General features: G+C 53.1%; 21 protein-coding genes. 13 read left to right on the top strand and 8 right to left on the bottom strand.

From position 1 onward, the window contains the following. Positions 1-113: 113 nt before the first annotated feature. Together ACT3UA_RS11280 and ACT3UA_RS11275 are read right to left on the bottom strand one after the other, a co-directional pair. Complete coding sequence (locus ACT3UA_RS11280; RefSeq protein ID WP_444616474.1) at positions 114-4709, bottom strand: FtsK/SpoIIIE domain-containing protein; 4596 nt, start codon at positions 4707-4709, stop codon at positions 114-116. After that, a complete protein-coding gene (locus ACT3UA_RS11275; protein WP_444616472.1) occupies positions 4709-5278 on the bottom strand; it encodes a nuclease-related domain-containing protein in 570 nt (189 codons plus the stop codon). Before ACT3UA_RS11275 ends, ACT3UA_RS11280 begins: the two co-directional genes overlap by 1 nt. 999 nt (positions 5279-6277) lie before the next feature. Between ACT3UA_RS11275 and ACT3UA_RS11270 the strand changes: the two genes are divergently transcribed. Further along, positions 6278-7303, top strand: coding sequence for a replication protein RepA (locus tag ACT3UA_RS11270; protein ID WP_443452488.1), 1026 nt, complete (start codon positions 6278-6280; stop codon positions 7301-7303). Between the two features lie 101 nt (positions 7304-7404). Here the strand turns inward: ACT3UA_RS11270 and ACT3UA_RS11265 are convergent, their stop codons facing one another. From ACT3UA_RS11265 to ACT3UA_RS11255, 3 genes are read right to left on the bottom strand one after another with little or no spacing between them, the layout of a single operon-like run. Continuing rightward, positions 7405-7965, bottom strand: coding sequence for a hypothetical protein (locus ACT3UA_RS11265; protein ID WP_444616470.1), 561 nt, complete (start codon positions 7963-7965; stop codon positions 7405-7407). Further along, on the bottom strand, positions 7962-9389 hold the full coding sequence (locus tag ACT3UA_RS11260) for a hypothetical protein (RefSeq protein ID WP_444616468.1): 1428 nt from the start codon (positions 9387-9389) through the stop codon (positions 7962-7964). Before ACT3UA_RS11260 ends, ACT3UA_RS11265 begins: the two co-directional genes overlap by 4 nt. Before the next feature lie 3 nt (positions 9390-9392). Then, complete coding sequence (locus ACT3UA_RS11255) at positions 9393-11888, bottom strand: type IV secretory system conjugative DNA transfer family protein (RefSeq protein ID WP_444616466.1); 2496 nt, start codon at positions 11886-11888, stop codon at positions 9393-9395. Positions 11889-13339: 1451 nt separating this feature from the next. Between ACT3UA_RS11255 and ACT3UA_RS11250 the strand changes: the two genes are divergently transcribed. From ACT3UA_RS11250 to ACT3UA_RS11200, 11 genes are all read left to right on the top strand, one after another. Next, complete coding sequence (locus ACT3UA_RS11250; protein WP_443452675.1) at positions 13340-13540, top strand: hypothetical protein; 201 nt, start codon at positions 13340-13342, stop codon at positions 13538-13540. Next, positions 13533-13844, top strand: a complete 312-nt coding sequence (locus tag ACT3UA_RS11245) for a hypothetical protein (protein ID WP_443452674.1) — start codon at positions 13533-13535, stop codon at positions 13842-13844. Before ACT3UA_RS11250 ends, ACT3UA_RS11245 begins: the two co-directional genes overlap by 8 nt. A gap of 156 nt (positions 13845-14000) precedes the next feature. Continuing rightward, complete coding sequence (locus tag ACT3UA_RS11240; RefSeq protein WP_444616464.1) at positions 14001-14165, top strand: hypothetical protein; 165 nt, start codon at positions 14001-14003, stop codon at positions 14163-14165. A 192-nt stretch (positions 14166-14357) separates the two neighbouring features. Beyond that, the gene (locus ACT3UA_RS11235; protein WP_444616462.1) at positions 14358-14777 is read left to right on the top strand and encodes a hypothetical protein; all 420 of its coding nucleotides are present in this window, start codon (positions 14358-14360) and stop codon (positions 14775-14777) included. Between the two features lie 196 nt (positions 14778-14973). Further along, positions 14974-15321, top strand: coding sequence for a hypothetical protein (locus ACT3UA_RS11230; RefSeq protein ID WP_444616460.1), 348 nt, complete (start codon positions 14974-14976; stop codon positions 15319-15321). A gap of 150 nt (positions 15322-15471) precedes the next feature. Beyond that, a complete protein-coding gene (locus ACT3UA_RS11225; protein ID WP_444616458.1) occupies positions 15472-16200 on the top strand; it encodes a hypothetical protein in 729 nt (242 codons plus the stop codon). A 251-nt stretch (positions 16201-16451) separates the two neighbouring features. Further along, on the top strand, positions 16452-17936 hold the full coding sequence (locus tag ACT3UA_RS11220; protein WP_444616456.1) for a hypothetical protein: 1485 nt from the start codon (positions 16452-16454) through the stop codon (positions 17934-17936). A gap of 126 nt (positions 17937-18062) precedes the next feature. Beyond that, positions 18063-18269 (top strand): hypothetical protein, encoded by a 207-nt coding sequence (locus tag ACT3UA_RS11215; RefSeq protein WP_444616454.1) that lies wholly within the window; start codon positions 18063-18065, stop codon positions 18267-18269. 192 nt (positions 18270-18461) lie between these two features. Continuing rightward, entirely contained in the window at positions 18462-18959 is a 498-nt protein-coding gene (locus tag ACT3UA_RS11210) for a hypothetical protein (RefSeq protein WP_444616452.1), read from the top strand. A 202-nt stretch (positions 18960-19161) separates the two neighbouring features. Continuing rightward, positions 19162-19722, top strand: a complete 561-nt coding sequence (locus ACT3UA_RS11205; protein WP_444616450.1) for a hypothetical protein — start codon at positions 19162-19164, stop codon at positions 19720-19722. Between the two features lie 107 nt (positions 19723-19829). Further along, the gene (locus ACT3UA_RS11200; protein ID WP_444616448.1) at positions 19830-19979 is read left to right on the top strand and encodes a hypothetical protein; all 150 of its coding nucleotides are present in this window, start codon (positions 19830-19832) and stop codon (positions 19977-19979) included. 462 nt (positions 19980-20441) lie between these two features. Here ACT3UA_RS11200 and ACT3UA_RS11195 read toward each other — a convergent pair whose 3' ends face one another. After that, positions 20442-21194 (bottom strand): hypothetical protein, encoded by a 753-nt coding sequence (locus ACT3UA_RS11195; RefSeq protein WP_444616446.1) that lies wholly within the window; start codon positions 21192-21194, stop codon positions 20442-20444. Between the two features lie 352 nt (positions 21195-21546). Here ACT3UA_RS11195 and ACT3UA_RS11190 point away from each other — a divergent pair, with 352 nt between their 5' ends. Further along, positions 21547-22083: a single-stranded DNA-binding protein gene (locus ACT3UA_RS11190; protein ID WP_443452663.1), complete on the top strand. Its 537-nt coding sequence runs from the start codon at positions 21547-21549 to the stop codon at positions 22081-22083. A gap of 1007 nt (positions 22084-23090) precedes the next feature. Here ACT3UA_RS11190 and ACT3UA_RS11185 read toward each other — a convergent pair. Both ACT3UA_RS11185 and ACT3UA_RS11180 read right to left on the bottom strand, forming a co-directional pair. Further along, on the bottom strand, positions 23091-23339 hold the full coding sequence (locus tag ACT3UA_RS11185; RefSeq protein ID WP_443452662.1) for a hypothetical protein: 249 nt from the start codon (positions 23337-23339) through the stop codon (positions 23091-23093). Positions 23340-23452: 113 nt separating this feature from the next. After that, positions 23453-24241, bottom strand: coding sequence for a ParA family protein (locus tag ACT3UA_RS11180; protein ID WP_444616444.1), 789 nt, complete (start codon positions 24239-24241; stop codon positions 23453-23455). Between the last annotated feature and the right edge of the window lie 40 nt (positions 24242-24281).

The following is a 24281-nucleotide window of genomic DNA, read 5'->3' as shown; positions in this document are numbered from 1 at the left end:
GGGGGTGTTTCCATTGGCCTTATGGCGTTCGGAAGCATCCCCGCTTTTTCTTTCATGCCTCCATGGCAACAAAAATGCCCCGCACACTTTGTGCAGGGCATTTTGTTGATCAACTACCAGTCATCGCCTGGTGCGGTATATCCAGTGTTGGCACTGATAGCTTCTGGTTCCTGTACAGGATCTTGCGCAGGCACCTGTGGCTCGTAAACGTCTCCTTGGAACTCTATCGGCTCTTGGTAGCCCACCGGAGGCTCTGTGATCTGTTCGGGGGTGCCTGTGACCCCTTCAGAGGTTGATGGGAGCTGAGGAGCAGATTTAGCTCCTGTGACCATCTCTGACAGCCTCGCGTCCGGTTCCGTCACAAGGTACTCGATGACTCCCCCAGGGTCGCTAGCTGTCATGTCGCCAAGCCAAAGGATGCATTCGTGCAGATGCTCAACCGATATTCCACTGCTAGCTTCCACTTCGATGTATCGAGCATGAATTCGGCCTGGACGGTGCAGATATGAGCCGATCACATCTACCCATCGCATATCCGGGGTTTCGGAAGGCTCTAGAAGCCTCTGATCAACGACAAGGATTGTGTGAGCCTTCATCCGGCGACGACTCTTCAACATGTACACGCTAGCCTGACGCATGTACTCACCTGCCGGCACAAAATTGACCTGGTGGCTTATCTTTTCGCGGAGCTCCTGTGCGTCGTCTTCGTCTTTGCACAACACCATATGGTTCGGGTTCTGAACAAGAAGATCTACCACCTCAGGACGGTACCTAGTCCGGCCTCTAGTAGATGTGCTGAAGCTCTTCGTCTTACCCTTTGGCCTTGTTGGCAAAAGAACACCTTCAACACCCATCACAAGAAGTGTGTTCTCAAAGCTCAACCGGTCAAAATTAGGTGCTAATGCCTCGGCTACTTCGGGTTTGATCTGAACTGCCGGCTGTTCAACAGCCAACGGGGAAACCAACGGAGTCAGCGGTTCGGGAATTATCATGTCTTGATTTGGCGCGACATATGGTGTTCCGCGACTTGCATCTTCAGGCATTACGACCTGCTGATGCACGACAACTGTTTCCGCTTGTTTTTCAGTATCAGCCGAACCTTCAGCTCCCTCCATCTCTAGTTCTGCCAAGTAGGATTCCAGATCATCCTCTTCTGAAACTCCTGGTGCCTGCGCCGACAGGCTAAGTGTGTTTTCACCCAATGATTCAACATCAAGTTCTGAAGCGGTCAGAGAAGGGGATTCCTGATCGGCAAGCACATTATCTTCATCCGCAGATTCCAGATCTTCCCAATCGAACCCAGCGAAAATCTCGCCTGCATCCAGAAGTTCAATCTTAGGTTCACCGGCAGAATCACCTGATAGTCCAGCAACAGTTTGCGTACCCTGTTCCATGTAGCGTGAAATATCTAGTTTTTCGTGCGGAACCAAAGGAATGATGCGCCGTTCCAGCTCAAAGCCCAGCTTGCTTTGCTCTTCTGGTTCGAACCACACCTGCATCGGCATCGCGACCGAACTGAGCGGTTCATACAAGCCTCGACCTTTGGGAACCTCATCACCTAGCTTTGGCACCCCGAAAGGTTGGCGCAAAGCTGACATCAATTCACCATTAGAAGCATTACCGACAATGGCTCTTGCCATATTGGTCTTGAGGTCTTCACCGCCAGGAATGTTCTCCATGATCTTCGCGGAGAGTTTCTGAGTCGCGAGAATAAGGCTGAAGCCAGCAGAACGTGCTTCTCGAGCAATTCGGCCTACGAAAGTACCGATTTCTGCACGCCACGAGTTCTCCTGGATGATCCGTTGACGCTCTTCCTCCGCGTCAGGATCGTCGGTTTCTGCGGGCACGGGGAAACGTGCCATAAGCGAAGTGAACTCGTCTATAAGGATGACCCGATGCTTAGGACGAACTTCGTTTGGCAGGTCACGATAGTTACCTACACCGTACTGAGCATTGAGGTCTTTAACCCTTTTGACTTCCTCATATAGCGCGCGGATGATCGCCCGCGCTTCTTCAATGTCGCCGGTGAAAGCGCTGGTGTATGGCTCTGCGAACTTGAAATCCGCGCCACCCTTGCTGGGGTCGATAACGATCAGTTCATATCCACGCAAAAGTGCGGAGAACAGGTATGCCTGAAGGATTACTGACTTACCACCGCCAGTTGCACCGAGACACAGCAAATGAGGTGAAACCTTGAAATCTAGTTCGAGAGGGGTTCCCTCCACACCTGTTGCAAAAGGCAATTTATGTGTGCTGTCGATGTAATCGAAATCGTATCTGGCCAGTTCAGGAATCGGGTTGGTCTTGCAAACGCGCAATGTAACTTTGGTGGGGTCTTTACTATTTCGCAATGGGTCAACCCAAGAGTTTTCGGTGACCGTCTTTAGCTTCTCTACCTTCCCCTTGAAGGTTGAGAATACGATGCCTGTGTTTGCTGTGCTGAATTCAAAGACATGAACATCCTTGTTGTATGGAAGCACAGAAACACTTGTTATCTGAGGTAACCGGCCTTCCTGCCCGTAGAAGCCGGCATCAATAAAGTGCTGATTCCAGTTGAGCTGTTCCAGGTACTTTTCGTCACTGTCAGGATGTTCCAGATCATCGTGATTTGGTGTTCCACCTGCAACAATGGTGCACCCCTTGGCATGCTGGGCGATGCGAAGCCAGGAGCATCCCAGAGCTACTTTGAGCTTGGTGGCGCGCGCGAGCACTTCTTCAAACACCACACCGTCGTACAAGGCGACTTCCATCTTCCAGATATGCTTCCGGGCGCGCCGATGCGTGAGGCAAGTGGCAGAGATAAGCTCTGGGCGGGCAAGCCGAGCAGATTTGAACGCACGGTTCAAAAGCCCTGCCAAAACCCATTCCGGTGCTTTCTCTCCGCTTGCAGGAGCCAGCGATTCAGGTGAAGTGGGAATGCTGTGATCGTTGCTGTGGCGAACCACGATGCCCATAGGATGCCGATCCCCAGCTTGAGGGGCTTGAAAACCGGTCATCGACACGAAAGGGGCCGCATCCAAAACTGTTGGAAGTTCCTTCTCTAGGTCAAACAGCACTGCCGGGGTTACGCCCTCGCGCGTGACGAAAGGCAGGGATTCGATCACAGCTCCGCTGGCAAGAGTAGAGAACTCCTGCAAATCCCATTCTGGACGTGGAGGGTTTGCACCAAGCTTGGAGCTGGCAGAGCGCCACCGTTTAGCCCATTCCATTTCACCGAGGATGCGATCGAGGTCTTCGCCGGTCACAGGGGAATTCTCCACGAAATCAACTTCGGCAGTTAGCTCTCCGAAATAAAGGCATCCATTTCCATCATCAGCTCGATGATCGGTAACTGCTTGAGTACCAATAGCTAGTTCAAATTCGTCGTTGGCGAGTTCTAAGAAACTGCGTGAGTCCGCGCCGTCATGATGTGACCAGTGAAGCTGATAGATCATTGGTGCGTCGTCAGCGTCTTCGCCTTTTTCTAAGGCTGGCCCTTGGGTATTTGCATCTGGGTCTGACCATGCAACTACTTGGCCTTCTACGCTTGACGATACTGGGGAAGACGCTTTTGAGTCAGGCGCGACAGTGATAGGGCTAATGCCTTCGAAAACGAATCGCGGGTTGAGTTTCCCCTCGTCGCAGGCTTTGGCAAGAGCGCACCGAGCCTTCAGCTCAACGAACTCGAAAGGTGTGGTTGAAGAACCTACATCAGGATCGTCTTCGCGGAACCACGAGGCTACTTCAAACTTCAGTGGACTACGCGAACCAGGAATCGGCCTTCCATCCTGGTATGAGTCGTGAGTTTCTAACGTGTGGACGATCATGCCTCCACCGATGGTGGGGGCGATCTGAGATTCCATGGACGTGTATTTCTGAGCGCCTACAGATTGGGGAGCTAGAAAAGTGTCTAGTGTCGCCTTACCGAGAATCTGCCGGTTGATCAGTTTCGGCGCTGGATCATGGTTCAGCATTTGCCAGCGAGGTCGCCACTCTTCTCGGGCGTTCACAACAATCTGCCATTGTTTAATGGCCTCTTTGCGGACACGCAGGCCTAGCAGGAGAAGTGGTAGTCCTAGCCCGAAGATCAGATACAGAGACCAGGTAGGTGCTGTGAATACCGCTTCGTAGACCGGGCGGAAGATGTTAATGACTGAGGCGATGACCATACCGCCGATGAGGCCACCGATCCCCAGCCCTATCGCGGTATTTCGTTCAGAACTCTTGAAAAGCTGGATTAATGCAGAGAAACGAACGCCTGGGTTTACATCGTCTTCATACTTCGTTCGACGGCGCGATCCGTGCAATCCGGTCAGGGTGATGAAGGTGAAGAGGGCATTCATAAACGCTCCTCCGTCACCAGGGAAACTCACTGGCACCCATAAACCGGCGACAGCTATCATCAACGATCCGATCCAGGACAACAACACATTGATCCCTGGGGTAAACGCATCTTTGAAGAAGATGGAGGTTCGCATGTCTTGCCAGAACCTGAACTTCTGCATTTTAGTGCGTTCAGAATCATCGAGCGGAGTTGGCTTGCCTGATTTATCCTTCTTCCCTGTGTATTGGAAAGGTGGGTAGGTTATCGCTCCTATGAGCAGTCCAAGCCATAGGGCAGGAACGCTGGGTAATCCGAACCACAACAGAACGAACATGAGGGTGAAACCGAGAACCGTGAAAAGTACTGCTTTGGGTTTTGGTGCCGAACTTGGGCGACGACGTGCCATTAGCTTTTCACCACGAAAGGTAGGAGTTTCTGTACGACCTGACGATCAGCGTGCCCTTCACCGTGGCGCAGGACGAATTTGCGGACAGCCGTGCGGAGGGTGGAGGCTTCGATGACATTGGCACCGACGACTCTTACGTGGCGGACATTCACATCACCGTCTGATCCCCAGACAGCGATGGTAGGGGTGCTGACCTCACCATCTGCGCGTAGCAGGTCGCCAAAAGCGTTGTGAGCCATGCTCAGGGGCTTATCGACATACAAAGCCCGCTTCACCCCGTGGAAAGTACCAAGGCCGGGGAGAGTCCAATAGAAGCCTTTGCTCCACCCTTTTGTATCAATCAGCATCACATGCTTGCCGGCTACAACGATATGATCCATATTCGCCTTTACGCCTGCTAAGGGGATGCGCACATCATGGAGCACAGCGCATTGCTTGGATAGTTCGTTGAGAACCTTCGCAGTACGTTTTTCAAACTTGGCACCAGCTTTAGCGGTGCCAATGTTGCGTGCAAAATCTTGGTTCTCAAGACCTGCGCCAGGAACGCCAAAAATCCCAGTAACTGTCATCGACTATCCCTCCCTAGGCGAAGAGGCCGTAAACCATCAGGGATATAAACACGATTGCAATGATCGTGAATGGGATTGCTCCCCCATCGCCTAAGAACTCAGCAACCGTTCGATTCTTCTTGTCACTCATATCTTCCATCATGCCGGTCTGAGAGGTTCCACCCCCGCACTGGTGCACCCGGATACCGCATTGAGGGCAATCCAAGGCAACGGTTCAATAGGCCAACAGAAGCGAAGCGGAGCGTCCTGCAGGGAGGTAGAGGCTTGTCGAAAACACGCTTTTGAGTCGTCGCCTCTTTATCGTCCTAGATCGTCAAAAGAGGGCAAGGAATATGGGCATATCGCTGGCATGATTTTCTGCGAAAACGAGATTTTGCTTCGCTCCAAAAATTTTGCTCAACTCCCTCTCTTAACGATCGGCTCCCAAAACGACCGAGGAGTTAGAGGTGTATTTATAGGAATGAGTTATTGGAGAGTTAATAGGGGGCGCGGTGCCAAATCCCATTTTGCCCCGTAATCACTGGGAAGTAAGCCTGTGGATAAAGTCTGAGGCGCGAGTTGTGTCCGTATTCCCGCGAGTTGTGTCCGTGTAGTGCGCGAGTTGTGTCCGTGTAGTGCGCGAGTTGTGTCCGTGTAGATTGTGAGTTATCCACAGGATCGAAATACGGATACAACTCGCGCTTGATAAGTTCCAATGTTGGAATAATGCAGGGATTGAGCGCCTTTAGAGACGTTGTGATGCGCGAGTTAAATACTTGTCCAGGTGACACACATTGAGGGTATCCGAAGAGCTTCGCCAGAAGGTGACTACCGAGGCTAGTCAGAGCGAAAGGAAAAGTTTTTCACTCAAAATACGCCACTGAGGATTCGTTTCGCACACATCTATAAGTAAGAGCCGATAGAACCGTTTCCGACACGAACACCTACGTGGTGGACAGCAAGCAATCCCAACGTGCTTCAACAAGGCACACTGGGATACACCCTCTCCTGAAAGTCATCATGGAACCCACGAACAATACAGAGAGCGAACAGCCTCAAGAGAAGGGAGCAACGAAGCTTCCTAACCCTTTCGAAGTGGTGAACCGTACTGCCCATGCAATCACTGCCCGTGGTCTGATTGAGGATGGGAACAAGAAGCTGAGCGTTTCGCCCTGGTGGCTCTCATCGGTGTGTTTGCCCTATAAGAACCCCATCCGAAAAGGAGAAGGGCCAGAAGTATGGGAACGCGTGAACGGCAATGTTCGGTTCACTCTTTCGCCCTACCGTGCACGAGGCAAGAAGGGAGCTGAAGCTCGAGAATTCCCTTACGGGATCTGGCCTCGCCTCATCCTTATCTGGCTCGCGCAACAGGTGACCATGAAGGGCGACGACATTGATGATCTTCGTTTGCCAAGGAGCTTTGACGAGTTTGCGCGCCAACTAGGAATCGCGAATGGCGCGAACCAAGGTGGGAATACGAAGCGTCAGTGCATTGAACAGATCAAACGACTCCTGGGTGCATCTATTGTTCTCGACTCGGTATCAGAAGAATTTCTGGGGAATGGGAAGAGCGTAGAAAAGTTCAGCGTAGGACACCTGCCCATTGGCGACATTAGCCTGGTCATCAACAAGACCAACGGTGAAATCGAAGATATTGAATGGGGAGCACCGGTCAAACTGTCCTCTCAGTTCATTGACTCAGTACGAAAGTACAAATTCCCGATCTACAAAGAGGCAGTCAGCGCATTCAGCAAAGCCCCACTTCAGCTAGACATTTACTTGTTCCTGGTAGCGAGACTCTACACTCCGAAGAATGCACCGCGGATGCCAATTACTCGGATCACGTGGGATCAGCTGTTTGAACAATTCGGTGGCCACCATTCTCGGGTGCGAGATTTCCGGCGCGACTTCATCAGAGGTCTCGATGCAGTCAAGGTGATATACAAGACCGCTAGGGTCGAAACGACCTCGCAATACCTGATCCTCCATCCGTCAAAGAACCATATTGCGGAGAAGGAATTCGCAGAGCTGGAAGACGACAACTAGGCAACAGCCTGTCGTGGCATAGGTAAACCCCTCACGGGATGTTTCCGTGAGGGGTTTACCTATGCCTCGAAGCATTCCAGGCTAGAACAGCATGTTTGCTGTCATTGGACTGTCGCTTCTTTATTGATGAGCGATTCGATGCGGTTTCTATGGCACCCGCAGGATTTCCCAACGAAGTGCTGGCATGCCGATTTGAGCGTGAACCAGAGAGATGAAACCAGATAGAACGCGGTCAGCGGGGTAACCCAAATGAAGAACAACACCACCATCAGGGAGCAGGCCAGGAGGATATAGGTGTCAAGGGTGAATATCCATGAGATGACTCCCAACCCCTCTTCCACTAGCACGTTCTGAGGATGGAAGGTGTGCATGAACTCCAAGTTGTTCCTGAAGATCGCGAATGGATCGTTGAACACGTCAACATGGAATCCTTGTGGCACCAACGAGACCCACAACAAACGACCTAGTAGAGCTGAAGCCACTAGGTACGAGGTGAACAAGCTCAGGATCAAGTGCGCGCAGTTCTGTACGCAGTTGACTACAGTGCCGTCGGTGCGGTTAGCGCTGATGATTCGGTATTGTGCCCAGGATACGAGGCAAGCTCCGAGTACCAGGATGTAAAAGATGGTGAGACCGCTGGTGAAGTAAAACGGGGCACTCATTCGCTATTCCTCGATTTCCATTGTGCTTTCAGACGGTCTGGCAAAGTGATTCGGTGACCCTCCAAGTTGCCCGTGGCGATACCGAATTCGCGGAACTTCGGTTCGTACCCTCGATAGTAGGTAGGGATCGGTGGAGCAAGATTCTGCCTACCTAATGGCGTACCGATCAGATGCGTATGATCACCCTCGCGCATCCACCAAGGCGTTTGCCCTAACATCTTCATGTTGCTGTTGATTGCTGTGGCGTTGAAGCTGTGGTGAGGCGCAAAGGGCATGTCCAGGAGGTTCTTTGATTCCCACTGCGAGATGCCTTTACCTGTACCGGTGGCGAAGTTCGCGGTGAGATTCAGGAACCGGTCTGATAACTGATGACGTGCAGGGAACCACTCATCCCAGCTCGCGATGCCGATGCGTTGTGCTGGTGAATCCACACCACGGCTGGGATACTCACGCAGTACGCGCACAAGGGTGTTGTGTGTGGCTACCCTGGGGTTTGCGCTGGTGCCTAACCTTGCCGGGTGCCCGGCAGTGACATAGACGACGACCAGGCCTGAAGTTTCTAACGGGCGTTGGGAGATGAGGTCTGCCCAGCGTCTGATCTTCCGCTCGAAATCTGCGCCGTCATTGGCTGTCAGTTCGTAAGCGATGCGTAGGCCGTCCTTGCGGACGATCACCCCATCGGCGCGACGGTTATCAGGCTTATCTACGTTCTTCCCGAGGCCGGAGCCGGCCAGAAGATCTACACTAGCGTACTTTTCCCCGAGGACACTTCCAATGTCCAGGTACTCTGCGCAACGTAGACCTAGCTCTGTTGCGAGAACATTATGTCGGTCATATTGACCTCCGCTAGTCCAAGGCGTTCCACCAGTGATGTGTAACCATTCAAGGTACGTCAAACGAGGCTCGATGTACTTCTTGAACGAGTTTGAATCTGTAGGTCGGTAGATAGAGCCAAGTCGCCTATCCAGACGGGCAATGGGGTCGTTAAATACACCAATGTCTATTAGTCCGGCCATGAACAAATTGCTCAAAGGAAAGCTGTTTACGTCGGAAAACTCTGGCATTCCAGTGAATGCTGATACCTGTTGAGCTGTCATAGTTCGCCAGCTATCCAGGGCACCTAGGAAGCTCAGTTTCTGGTCAAAGAATTTTCCATTGAAGAACTTTTCGACAGCTTCATCGACAGTCTGATGGTATTTCTTGTATACGGGTGTAACACGGGGAACATCGAGAATGTCCTTCGTTGACCAGACCGCTTGCGAGCCTGGTGCCCAGAGCTGTTCCCAGTATGGGTCTAGGCGCGAAGAAAGCTCTAGAGGCTCGACAGGGTTGAGAGAGAATGCATCGGACGCTGGCCAGCCAAGAGATTCCTCCTGAGGCGGTACTGACGGCTCTGTGGGAGCGCTTCGTGAATTCGAAATCATCCGTTAGATGCTCTCCTGAATGGCGCTGTACCCGGCCATGTTCTCTTCAAAATTCGGCAACTTAACCACCACAGGAGATTGCAACCGCTCATCGACGTGCGTCACCAGTACGACGTGATATGGGAGCAAATTCATTAGGTCTTGATCAGTCCACCGGTCGTTCGCGTTGCTTGAGGAATCGTTGGTGATGTTCTCAGCAAAATACTTTGCTGTCTTTTTATCGACCTGGGCGAAGGACATCTTGGTCGGATAAGTCATGATGTTGTTTCGTAGGTTTTCAGTAATCTGATCTGGTCGCTGTGAAGCAAGGATCGGACGCACACCGTAGGCTCGACCTTGATCGCGGAACCACATCAGAATCTCAGGGTTTTCACCAGCGATAAGCGCAAGCTCGTCGGTGAAGAAAGTGATGTTCCTATCCTGCTCGTACCAGCCAGAACAGTGACGCTTGATCGCATTATTCATGCCAAAGAAGAGAAGCGATGAAACGATTTTGGTCTCTTCGTCAGTCAGAACTATGTTCACGTTCTTTTGCTGGCTCTTGTTGTAGAAAGTCGTTGAACCGGTATTGATGACGATTGCTCGGTGGCTCAGGATAATTTCTGACCAAGAAGTTTTCTGTCGACGTACAGACCACCAGTAGCCAAGGGTGCTCAATGACTCAAGCTTGTTCATAGGGGCATTGAATACCTTAGCCCTGTATGCCTCTGTACGACCCTTGAATAGAGGTGCAATAGAGTCCACTGCAAGGTCAATCGTGGGATCAGGTGTTTGCCGTTCGCGAAGACGAATGCTTACGGTTTCTAACGCCTTCCAAAGCGCAACAGATTCACGATCCGAAGCTCCACCAGTAAGAATGTAAGCATAGTGAATAGGTGATCCACCATGCACGATTGCACGCCGGCTAACGTCCTTATCTTCCAGGGCAATGTCAATGACTTCGGGCGTGATTGCCAACGAAGCGGTGAAGACAAGGCGTAGTGTTTTGGACGACTCTGGGCCGATAGGTCCTTCGCCAAATGCATACTTCATTGCGTCGACAAAGAACTTTGCTCGGTCAGCTATGGTTCCGGGAACATCGAACAAATCAATACCCAGAGTGTAGGGATTCATTACATCAATGAGGTCAGCGCGATCCCCCATCGTTTGAGCCCAATCTAGGTACTTTTGTGCACCTTCACCTTTGGACTCGAACGCGATCATTGTGTTGTTCTTGCCAGGGAAATTTTTCTTCCCGCAGGGATTCAACCGCTCATGTAGGTGCCATGCCCACAGGGAACGGATGAGAACGGATTTGCCACCGTTCGGACGGCCAAAAACGGCAACACCGTATCGCATGTCTGGTGCGCTAAGACGAATTTTGTCGCTCTCTGAATCACCGATGTATGGCCCAATAGTCTTTCCAGTCAGGGCGACAGGAGTGCTTCGTTCCCGACTGACTACATTCCCTGATTGACTATCGGTGTGTGGTGAAGCAAGGCCAGCAATGACGTTGCCACCAACCATGAATGCGTTTCCAGCTAACGGGTAGTCACCCGCGAATTCTTTAACAAGTTTCTGCTTGTTGTGAGACTTGCCTTCACTGTCTTTGACGGTCTTGTTCTCGTAGTGCTCCTTGACGGGCTTGCGCGGTTTAGACGACCGCCTAGGAGGCGCTGGAAGCGCACCCTTGGCAAGGTTCTTATCGAATGACTTTCTGACATTAGGGAACCAATTTGCTAGCTGGCCGGAACCGTAGACAAGGAACAGGCAACCGAGAACCAGGAGAGCAGAACTTAGATCAAGCCAGCTAACGATTTCCACGTCCAACGAGTCGGGCAGTACGAACCATCCACCCACAAGAGCAAGACCAAGAGCAAGGTTATACAGTGCTTTTTTACGACCGGAAAACCGTACAGGTTTTACGTCCAAGTCGAAGCCAGGAAGTTCAGCAGTTAACTGTTTCAGAAGCGAAGAAGCTGTAGCAAAATCTTCACCGCCAGCCCAGAATGATGCCACAATCGCACCAGAGGTCACCGAGTGATGTTGAGGCGCACTTGCGTTAAGACGATGACTCAGCCACGGTACGTACCGCCTGTTCTCAGCCTTGGACGCGGAGCGGAAAGCAACACCAACCCACGCGCCGACTGGGAGTGAATTAGCGATAACGCGAGCAACTTCAAAAGGATCTAGCCCTGCTTGCGTCTCACGCCTGAACCCTGACGCGCTGTACTGGGCGAAAGCAATGCTTGGAGCGTCAAAAACGACCCCTGGAAGTACATCGCTCTCTGCCCTGGCTCCAACAGCTTGCGCCAAACTCATGTGCGCACCTGAGGTAACTCCCGCGTCGTTGAACCCTGCATAGGTTTCCACGCCTGAATCGGTTTTCACGACGATCAAAACACCCCCGTCAGACCCAGAGGTGGCCTTGGTGGCGAAAGAACCTGCTCGCTGGTTGAACAGAGCTGGGTCGGAAGACTCCCCAGCTTGCCGAGACATGCGGAAAATTTGGAAGCTCATGGGTAAATTTTATCAACTGTCAAGGGAAAACGCGTGCGAATTCGGCCAAAATTCCCAATTTCTTTCGGATTAAAAGCAGGAGTTCCACCAGAAGCAAGCGAGTTGAACAGCCTTGGCCACCCCCTCTTTCCCCGACATACCATATTTCCGTACTGGTTTTACAGCTTTTGGTACAGCTCTATGGTTTGTCGGCTTGAAAGTCGGGGGTGCACCTGCGGTGGGCTGTCGGCTCCCCTGGTGGGCTGTGTTCCTCATTCTTCGGTTTGTGCCACCAGTGAAGCCGACCGTACTTGCGTCGTGGTTGGGAGATGAAATCTGACGGCTCAGGATACTGGGGTTGCACCTGCGGTGGGCGGACCGTGGTTGCGTCATGCTGTTCACGTTGACCCGTGATGAACTGGTTCAGTCGAGCCGAGGTGGCTCTTTGTTCACCTGGTTCATCCGGGTTCAACTTAGCTCAGCATTCTCGGCTTGTACTTCGTTCAATCCTGCGCACACACGGCTTGGTCGATTCACCCTTGACCCCTTGGTTTGAACTGGGTTCTTCCCCTTGGTGTCTCGGCTGAACGGGTTGGGCGCTCCGAGTTCACTGGGTTCAATTGAGCTTTGTTGGCTCCCCTTGGCTGTATTGATTCCACCCGGTAAGAGGTACCTGGTTCCATCAAACATGGTGACCCGCCCCCCTGTACTCAACGCCTCCTCGGTAACGATCCACAGCACATGATGCTTCACAGAATGATCCTCATAATGCATCGCAACACCCCGCACCTGACGGCACCAAATATCAGTCACCACCAGTTCAACCAAACCAGGGGAACATACCCAATCACCCACCATGTCAGCCCAGCGCGAAGCGCCGAACCAACAAAGTAACTCAGCTCGGCTGATCCACCCAAACATCAACCCAGCAGAACCGAATCCACCCAGAGAATCAGACCCGGAAGAGTCACCCCAGTCAGAGACCAAATCACCGATGCGCGAAGCGCCGAGAACTCAACAACCACCAAATCAGACAGCCGGAAAGCATGCTCACCAGCTACACAATCAGCCCAGCGCGAAGCGCCGAAAATACCTTGGAACGAGTCGCCTACGACACGATCAACTGCACCAAGCAGAGCAACCCAGTAACGATCAAAAACCCCAGTATCGAGCACACAAGACAAGAGCCAAGAACACCCAGCAGAGCAACCCAGTAACGATCAAAAACCCCAGTAGAATCAACAAGAGCACCGCACCAAATCAACCCAGTTAAACTAACCAAGTCATCATCGAAATACTCAGGACAGTTCATTCAAGAACACCGAGTTTCAACCAAACCCAGTATTGAACCCAGTTCATTTAAGTCCACCCAGTTAACTCTTAATATGGGCTTGGCGACGGACACCCGGCACTATCGTGCGCCGAACGGCTGACACGCAAGGTGCCAGCCAAAGCAACGACAAGGACAACTCTTGCCACGGGCATCATCCAAAGAACAGCGAGCTACCGCTCACGCCACCCACGCCTCCCACGCCTCCGGCGTGGCCGGCAAACTCTACTTCCAGCAAGCCTGCGCCTGCGGATGGACAAGCGCTCGCCGTGAGGCGGTAATCGACGTGCACCGACCACCGGTCATGCACTCCTGCGGGATGAAAGCCTGCTCGCGTGGATAGGTTCAGCGACCTCGAACAAGTAGAAGTTCAATTCACGCCAACAGGGCACCCCTGGAAGATACTGCGCAATGGACGCACGTGGACTGTCACCGTCGTACCAACCGTCCATTACGACCGCATCAAATGGTGGGAATTGGGCATGCGCATCCCCAAAGGAACCGGCGTGAGAATCGACTACGCAACATGGCTCATCCAAGTCAGGCTCGGCAACAACGAGCGCTCGCAGGTGGTGACGTGGGAGTTGGTGGAGGACATTTTTGAGAAGGTCTGGCGTGTTCGTGAACTGCCCATAGCCGACCTGTAGTTGCCGGCAGTGGCTGAACGATAAATTCATTCCCTCTGGCACACATGGGTTGTGAGCACGAAGGTGACAGACGGTTGCCTGGGTACTGAATTCTAAGTTGAGGGTGCAGTGCCGAAATTGAGTGCTCCTGACGCATGTAGAAGGAGGTGAATGACCATGGGCTTGGTTTCTTGGGCATTCCGTTTCTCGGTGAAGACCGCAATGGTTCTCATCGCGTTGGTGATCTTCTTGACCCCGCTGATTATCAAGTTCGTGATCTGGTCAATCGCAAGCATCGTTGAATTGATTGTGTCCATCATCGACGGCATTAGTGGACGATAGCCATGTTAAGAAACAAATATCCATCAAGGCGGTACCTGGACAGTTCGAACGAATCGCACGGTTCCCGGTACCGCCTCTTGTTTCGTCCGTGACTGCGCTTGAAAGACCTGCTGTAGGGCGCGAAGAAATTGCTTCCTCTTGGCACACCTTGACCGTGTACGAAGCCCTAGCGAGTCATGAGAGGACTCAAGCATGAACACAGAAGATATGAAGATCTACTTTACTGAGGCGATCACCCTTGGCGCGTGCGCGAACGGAATACCGCGTGAACAGTTCTGCGCGAACGTGGTGCGTCACCTGCTTGAAGAGGTCAGCCTGTCCGAGCAGATTAGAATCAGCGCTGATGTTGAGAGCCGGCTGAATGCCTTTAGCCTAACGATCACCCCGCAGGACGCGATCTACCGCATCACGGAGATGTATCAGCATGATGGACATGACCCCGTGGCGCTGGCGCTGGACTTCTTTCAGTCGGATGAGTGGAAGGACGCTTCTGAGTCCGCAAAAGAGGAATTTTGGGATGACTCCGGTATTGAAGTGCTGAATGCGCCGTTGCACGAATGGCTCAAAGCACGCGGGGTTAGCCACGTGTACGAGACGTACCTCGCCAAATGATTCCCAGCCGTGCTGACATTCAAACAAATGTCAGCACGGCTGATGCCGTATAAGCGTTGGTTGCCGGTGTTTCTGACTTTGAATCTTGATCGACAGAGGGTGCTAGCCGTTAGGCATTGGCACAAATAAAACCTTTCCTCCGGGCACACATTGACCGTGTACGAAGCACGTCAGCTCCCCTAACTAGGGAGAAACCATGGAGCTAGATAAGAACGCACTAGAAAAGGCGACAGGAGCATTGGACTTTACCTGTCCGACCTGCGGAGACGGGAGCGAAGGCCGGTGCGAGAACTGCCAAGAATTGGTCAAGCGAATTGTCACCGCCTACGAGGATACTTACCACCCGCTGATCGGGAGCCATGAAGGGCTTCAGAATCTCTCAACGCACAGTGCCGTCCGCTACTCAGACGGCTCAGTGTATGAGAGGTACACGGAGAACCCGCGCAACGTGAAGCAATGGATGAGCCAAGCCGGACAAGTGCAGATTGCCGTTACCGACATTCCATTGCCGGTACGCCTGGTCTGGACTTCAACCGACGTGTAACAGCCAGCAAGGCACCGCACGTGGTGGACTAGAACGCCGTCTCGAACCGGCTTATAGTCCGCCACGTCCGTTGCATGGCAATCAGCTAACTGATTGCCTGCGCGAACTGAGATAATGAATGCAGACCAAACAGCAAAAGAGGAACAGATCATGGCCAGCGAAGCCACCGAGCACGGTGCCACCGACAGCGGACTAACCATGCCGAAATTCGGAGAGCTAGACCTCGAACAGCTCGTCAACGAACCACTCCTGCCTGAACTGGAACCATACCTGCGCCACGAGACGGCCTTCGGAACCAGCCTGCATCACCCACTGGTCATCGAACCCTTCGCTGTACTCAGCGGACTGGCCAACCGCATCTACACGTCCAAGACATGGGCGCTGAAGAAAGCCATTGAAGACCAGGACTGGTCAACCGTTGTGTTCATCCACGAACGCCCCTACCGCCTAGAAGCCTTCGTAGAGCACGTCCTGAACGGGCTAGCGACCCCGCTTGTAGACCTCTCCCCCGAGCTAAAAGCACTCGCCACAGAAATCTGGTCAGACTCAGAGAACCACTACGAAATGAAGCAGTACTGGGATCAACTCCTATCCAAGCGTGACGGAGCACTCCTGCTGGCGGACAAGAAGGGGCTAGAACTCTACGGCACCCTGCCTGAGGAATTGACCGTGTATCGAGGCGACCACGAAGACTCTCTGCGCATCTCCTGGTCATTGAACAGAAGTACAGGAGAGTTCTTCGCCAACAGATTCAATGACCGCACGCGCGCTCTGCTTACCGGCACCGTGAAGAAGGAACATATCTTCGGGATCATCATGGATCGCAACGAAGCTGAAATTCTCGTAGACATGCGCCAGGTCAACATCGACAAAGAGTAATCTCACCTGCCGGCAGACATGCAACAGAGCCCGACTGGGGTGCTTTCTCAACACGCATCTGACGATCTGAACGTCCGAATGCTATCCTTTCGTTCAAGGTGGAACGCGAACACCTGTGCACCGCAATCCTCTCCGTACCAGTAGGGATTTCGACTAAGCCAAGGTCTTTGATCATGCGTAACGAGACAAACCCAGCAACCGGGTCAATCTCCTGAGGTACGGCATGAGCGACCCTGAACTGGATAAATCTCATGACCCGCGACAGCAACCGCAAAAAGGCCGTCCGTGCCTACGCCAAAGCCCACGGACTCAAGTACTGCGAGGCGCAACGCCAACTTGCAGGAACCAGCGAAGCCCCTCAGCTCAGCACATACAAGGTGTATGCCCCTTCAGCGGTCAAAGCCCACCTCATGCCAGAGCACAAACGCCAGATGCTCGAAATCTTCGAGCACGAACCCAACAGCATCGGTCTCTTCTACGACCAGAACGGGGCACCAATCGGCGCGTGGCACCGCCAAGAAATTGGTGATGGTGAGGAAGTCTGGGCAGGAACGACTCTCTCGCAACAGCGCTACTCGTGGGTGCCACAGAATCCCACTAACCCCTTGCAATGGATCTACGGGCAGGGCGCTGACGACAACTTGCATTGCCTTGTCCAGGAAATCACCTCCAAGGGGCTGGTGAACATGAACGACGAAAAGGATGACGCTGGCCTACCTGGTGCACCCCGCACCGCACAGCAAGTTGCATTCATCATGAACACTGCCGGCCCCGGAAGATTCTTCCTGTTGCAAACCATCAGCGATGTAGCCATAGTCGGACGTGACAAGGAAGGATGCTGGCGCGGAAGCGGAGACGGCCCAGAAATCTACTGGTACCCGGACATGTACCCGCAGACCGACCCACGGGAAATCCAAGAACTCCATAGGACAGGAGACTATGACGACCCGTTCTACGACGCAGGACTACCCGACACTGAGCAAGAAGCTGTAGAGCACAGGTGGCCAGCAGAACTAGCATCCATCAGGTCATCACGCCTGGTAGGAGCCGTGCGCACGTGGAAGACAAGGCCAGTTACCTCGGGTGGGTGTGAAGAAGCCGTAGAAAAGCTCAGCAACAAGCCAGCAGAAGAGAAACACTCGATGAACCGGAACGAATGGCTAGAGAAGGCTGACCAGCACCTCAACCCACTCCACTTTTACGTTTTCTCCACTGACGAATTCTGGCACGACGGTCGGCAAGATGAGAACCCGGTGATCCAGTTATCCATTCGTAATGAATGGTGGCGTGAACGGCCACTCAAACAAAAAGTGATCGACCAGGTGTTCCCACTCATCCCTGAATCGACAGCAGACATAGTGCAGACCTTGCGGGGCATGCGCGAAGATGACGTGATCAATGCAGAGGACGAAGGCGTAACCCTAGAGCAGTACGTGGGGGTCGCTGTGCCAGACCTTGACGCGATGACCGACGAAGAAGTTATCACCTGGTGGAAAACCCTGGGCAAGGGAGTGTACAACTACACCGACTTTGACACCACGCCAGGGCTTCAGACGGACTGGGATGTAAGGGAGAAGATCGTCATTCCAGCTATCCAAGGATCATTCCACGGCACGCACGGCACCAGCATGGAGCTGAACTTGGACTACCGGAACATCAACCCAGACACCATTCTGGAACTCTTCAAAGAGAACTTTCCCGGTCTTGAGGACTTCATAGACACCATGCTCACCTAGACGCAATGAAGGCTCCCACGCGCGGGGAGCCTTCAAAGCGTCCGACTGCGCAAATAGACTGAAGCAACAGCGTCATCCCGGCACTGTCTGATCCGATAGCCCACCACGAAGAAGGATTCCCGGCCCATGGAACAAGAAGGCCTCTACGTCGAATACGGTGACACTTTCAAAGTCACCAAAGACCCCGACGGATACAAAGCAATTCGGGTCAATAACAGTGCCTGGGTTGAAGAACCACGTTGGTTGCACTTCGGAAGCATCGACGGAGACAAGCGCAGGCTCATAGAAGACCTGATCTACGCGCTCGAACAACTACGAGCCAGCCAGGACTAAGAACCGTACAGTCCGCGGACTATATCTAAAAAGAAACCCGACCCGACGCACGGGTCGGGTTTTTATGTCCAGGAGCCAGTACCAACTGCGAATTCGGGGAACTTCAGGGGTTGCTAAAGGGTATCCGTGAACAGAAACTTGCCCCGTGGCACACATTCTCGGTATCCAAAAAACGCCGACGAAGGGTGACCAATGACAGCGCAACACACGCCAATCAAGCTGACGACCCTGCGTATCCCTCGCAAGATAGACACCGTTAGCGATGTTCTTAGGCTCTGGGGAGTGCCAGATATGTACCTCACCATCTCAGACGGCCTACACGCAGGAATCTGCCACTCCCCGAGAAGCTGGCACAACACGGTCGAGCTGGGCACCCTCCCCGAGGTCTACGCCAAAGCGCTCAAGCTTGCATCCCACAAGGACGCAGTGGTGCTGCTCAATGCGCTCGCCCAAGCCAGTATCATCTCGCAGTTCACCGTGCAGGAATCCTTATCGCTCACCATGCATCTCATGAACCTGGACTTCCGCAACGGCGATGAAAAATACCACGACTACTTGCTCGAATCGTGGGAGCCGATATTCGGGATATTCGAGGCGATTTGCCACCCTCAGCGCCTAGGAGAGCGCCCGGTAGGCAGTCGATCAGTCGTCCATACGATGCTTCAGAGGTTCGACGTGATGATAAGCTGAACAAACTTGAATGTAGCTAAACGCGATCATTAAAGTTTGCATAAATGGCCGGTGCCCGGTGATTCAAATTTGGATCACCTGGCACCGGCCATTGTTTTGCCCAATCACGGCTATAGGCTCAATGTAACTCCGCAACGAAAAGGCTCCTGGTGGCACACACTGATGTTGAAGAAGACCCAAGCCAACCCCTAACAGGAACCCCATGTTGCCAACCACCCACGAACTCGTTGAAGCACTCACCCAGCACCTCAATATCACTAGCGCAGAAGTACGCCAACGCGTAGAGAATAGCGTCAACCTTGGATGCATAGGACACGAGAGCACTCGCCCAACAGTGAACCCACACCACAAGCTCGAAGAATACTCGTATTGGGAACAAAGCCACGTACAGCACGGGTACAGCAAGCTGAAGATGGTCTACCTATGCTCCTGCGGTGCACTCGGAGAGCCAATCGACGCTCATGGCCGAAAGGACGTAGCTGAAGAGCACGCCCGCTACGATCACTACCAACACGTCATCGAACGCCCCGTGTACGCCAAGCTCATGCAGTCAATACGAGCGTTCGAGCTGGAACCCATCAGCAACCACACCCCAGAAGAGCTTCACGCTGAAGGGTATGGCACCTTATTCCAGTGCGTGAACTACGCGACCATGATCAACAGCATCATGGGAGCAACCCGCCTGCCCATAGACGAGCTGAACGCAGACCAGTGCGAAGACGTACTCGGCCTCCTGAACGCCACAGTCTTCCCGGAGAACTAATAAAACCGACCAGCGCCCCATATGGATCTACCGAGAATGTTGAAAGGCGAAACAGAATGAGGATGAAGCGAATCCGGGAGTACTACAGCGTTCCGGCTAAGAGGGGCATGAGGATCAAGTTCGAAGGCAGACCGTGCACGATAACTGGAACCACCAGTGGCCAGATGTACCTGCGCATCAGATACGACGGCGACCCGAAGCGAACCTACCCGATCCACCCAACGTGGGAAGTGGAGTATCCCGAGGCCGGCGAATAATGGATTAGTACTATCGTCCACGGCGGAATGGAAAATCTAATTCGGAGTTCCTGAGCGAAAAGTACCGGCAGGAGTTCTGGAAGCCGTGTGCCAAGAGCCTGAAACACCAAGATGTACAGTACGGTGCCCCACCATTATTTGGTGGGGCACCGTACTGTTTCCTGGCATGGCTGTAAGAGGCCTACCTGTGCTCAGGAGCCTCGATCATGGACTCAATGTACTGTTCAGCGAGCCGGATGGTTCTGAACGGTTTGCACTTACACCAGCGGGTCGGATGAGGGGCACCTTCGCAACCAGGAGTTACGGCCAGGAAACCGTGCGTGCCTTGTCCAGGCATCTTCTTCACTCGCCATATGTTGGCTTCCCCTTCCAAAGCGACACCTCTCCCCCAACGAATTTTCTGCTTAATCCAGTATGCGCCAGCTCTCCCACAGGGAAGAGCTGACGCATACGGGCAACAGACTAGTCGAATTCCTCAAGAAAGTTGTTCCAAACGTCTGGGAGCAAATCTTCTAGCTCACCCAGACGATCCAGCACTTTGTCTTCTAGAGAGGCACCAGGATCATAGGAAATCCACCCGGTCTCAAGGTCTCGGATCAGCTTCACAACCCCTTTTTCCACGTCCTGCGAAGGAATCATGTACTCCTTCCATTTCTTGCTAGAGTCCTTGAGGGTTTCCTGAAGACCATCAATGGTGTCCTGCATATCCTTGATCTTCTGTCCGGCGTCTTCCAGCCGTTCAACATCAGTGAAGTTCTTCAGCGACCTGTGCGCCACGTTCAAGGCTTCGGGCGACAGCGGGGTATCGAACTCAAGTGCGTGTGAGCGCCCCAGTATCATAAAGACCTCTTCCACGTCATAGATGCCGACTACGGCCTCACAAACGGTCTCATAGACGGCATAAGAGACGCTGTTGTGATCGCGAACCTTTGGCTTGATGTACTCAAGCTCGCGATCAAGAATCTCATTGACCGCATCACGGACGGCTGGTTGCAGAGTCTGAGGCAGACTATCGAAGTCGTAGTTACCTTTCTGCTGGAAATCCACGCGCCACCCAAGCTGAGGTTCCCCCTGCTCGTCCACAAGAAAAATTGGGTTGATGTTGTTGTGCGCGAAGGTGACCTTCAGATCACGACCAGAAAGGCCTTTAGTCACAGTGAATTTGTAGACCGGCTTCTTCTTGCTGTTCATCGTGCGTGGGTAAGTAATGCTCATTCGTGCCCTCCAAAATGGCAGTGTTGCTTCCATGCCAATGTGTGCCAGAAGGAAAGAAATCTATCTGCTAAATACAGGGATACATGCACCAATACAGAACAGTTATACAGAAAACCATAAAATATATCTGGTAGAAAGTACGTCAGAATGTAAAACTGTGCGATCAACTGTATTCAATGCATATGTCCATCAAGGATGACGGCGATACCCGGAGCGACCTGATTGGACAGAGGCACTCCCCCAAACCTGTCCGGCTAGCATGAATAATTCTGTCCAGTAGGCACACACTAACGATGCGAGCATCCACTGGTGCTACGAGCGACTTTTAACCCGAATGAAAAGGAGAAACACCATGGCAGGCGAAACCGTTATCACGGTCATCGGAAATCTCACCGCCGACCCTGAACTGCGCTTCACCCCGTCTGGATCAGCGGTAGCCAATTTCACCATCGCATCCACCCCGCGCACCTTCGACCGTGACAGTAACGGATGGAAGGACGGAGAGGCACTGTTCCTGCGCGCCTCTGTGTGGCGCGAGTCGGCAGAGAACGTCGCAGAGACCTTGACCAAAGGAATGCGAGTCATTGCGCAAGGACGGCTACGCTCGCGCTCCTACGACACCAAGGAAGGCGAACGGCGCACCGTGATGGAACTAGAAGTCGATGAAATCGGCCCATCACTGCGCTTCGCATCAGCCAAGGTCACCCGCACCCAGCGCGCCAGTGGAGGCAGTGGAGGCTTCCAACCAACGCATGCCCCACAGGACACCCAGCAGAATAACGCTCCACGGCAGGGCGGAGGCTGGAACGCTCCTGCCAATGATCCGTGGAGCACGGGCGGGAACAACAGCGGAGGCTGGGGAGACTCCAACGACGAACCGCCGTTCTAAGCCACTCCCCTACCGGCAGTCCAAGATGGGCGGTGTCTAAACCCTTCACCGGGTTTAGACACCGCCCATTGGCATGTATAAAGAGAAGGAAACACGCCGTGAGTGCAATCAGAGCCAATATCATCAGCCCAGAAAATCGCATTGCCGATTGGGTGGAGCAAGAATTCAATGAAACTGGCCGGATCACCTGTGTACCAAAATCATCAAGTGCCAGACGGCAGAATTCGTTACCGCACCAAGTGGCATCGTGTTCCCGGTTAATGAGGGCGGAATAGCCAAAGGCTCTTTTTGAACCCCCGCGAAGACTGAACTACCTTGCCCTCCGGTCGGCCATTCCCCTACCTGCTGGCAGGCACCGTCGCTATTGTTGGTACCGACGCGAAGGGCAACATAGTCTCGCTCAACGAGGAACAGCGCGCGAGCACCTAGGGATAGTTGGCCGTCGCTCTCAAGTATGGATTCATTTCGAGGGAGCCGTAGAACCATATTGCAGTATGTGCAACTGTATTTGAATGCATAAACCGGTAACTGAAATCAGTATTACTGTAAATTGCTTACATGAAACCATATCTACAGGCTAAAACCTGTGTGCTCATATGGTCGAATTTGGGTCGAATGGCTCACCGTGCGATACCTCAACCGAGTTGAAGCATGATTGATGTTTGGCGCGTTTCCCTCATAGGCGGAAGTGACTCAAAGGGCAAAGGGGGAACGTTCTCGCCTTTTCATTTCCCGGCACAAGCGGGGAGGCCCCGATCTTCGAATTGGGGAATTTCTCTTGCCTGAGCGCATTCCAGGTGCCTCGGTCTGAACTTGATGCTTAACGATGAAAACGGATATGTACTGAAATGCGCCTGTATTGCTGTGGACTGGTGACGGTTTCACGGTTAACCGCATGATTCATACGATTAGCCGTATGATTTTGCCATAGATACTGCTGTTGATCTGTATGTAAAGCAGTAAGGCCACACCAAGGTCATGGTGTGGCCTTACTGACTGGGAACCGCTTAGCGGAGGTCTTTCAACTCCTGGACGTTCTTTTCGTACAAGTCCGGGTAAAAGTTCTTTACCGCTATGTCGATGGCAACACCCTGTGGAAGCTTATGGAGTTTCTTCAGGTCGCGGAGGGCACCAAGAACGGCAGGGTCAAGGGTTACCGTGACCTTCTCCCGCGCGCTAGCGTCGTTGGCGCGCCGGAACTCCTCTATGGCCTCATTGGCGCTCTTTAGATCGCTAGTTGGCTTGCTGGCCGGCAAGGGCGTAGGTTCTTCCGTCGTCGCAGGCGCTGGGGGAGTGGACGTAGAAGTACGGGAAGGATGCGCGCTCCGGTCAATAGTCTTCTGTGGCCGAGACAGGTTTGGTTGCTCGCTCATTTGATGATCTTCTTTCCTAGTTCCATGTAGGCATTGATGACTGGCTCACTCTTCTTGCCCCATTCACCCACCCAACGTCGAGCTGTGCGGGATTCCCTGACGCAGGTGCGTGCAGGTACCAGCGGAGTGAGCAGGACACCCAGTTCGCGGAGGTCGTCAACAATCTTGGAAGTCATGCGTGGCGTGGCGACTTCCTGGTACCCGCAGAATACGGTTCCAGCTTCTTCGATCTTTGCAGGGTATCCACGTAGCTCCTGCTCTTCCTGGAAGATCTGTAGGGCTTTACGTGCACCGTTGACACCTTCGTAACCACCTTCGTCGCCAGTGGCGGAGTAGATGATGGTGTCTGCGACGAGTAGAGCAGATCGCAGGAGTGGGCCACCGGAGCGGTTGGGGCAGTCAATGATCACCACGTCGTAGTCTGCTCCGATGAGAGACTTCTTGAGGCGTAGCTCCATTGCTGGGTCAGTGTTCAATTCGAGGGTGCCAAGGGATTCGTGCGAGGGGATGACAAAGAGGTTTTCATCCCAGTCGCTCTGAAGTGCCATTTGCATTGCCCAGCCGACCGGGTTGCGGTCGGGATTCTTGTCGGCGGTTCCGTCTGCGCTCAGAATGTCACCAATGAAGAAATCATCGTCTGCTGGCTCCAAGTTGAACCATTTGGTTCCGTCCATGGATGGGTCGAGGTCGATGAACAAGGTCTTGTAGCCGAGTATGGCGGAGACCTTGGACAGGTGAACAGCCGTGGTGGTTTTTCCTTCGCCACCCTTGGTTGACGCGATCATTATGGTTTGCATAGGTCTGACGATACCCGTATTTATGCCG

Source organism: Glutamicibacter sp. 363, from assembly GCF_052379505.1.
Classification (GTDB): Bacteria; Actinomycetota; Actinomycetes; order Actinomycetales; family Micrococcaceae; genus Glutamicibacter.
This window is presented reverse-complemented; position numbering and strand designations above follow the sequence as displayed.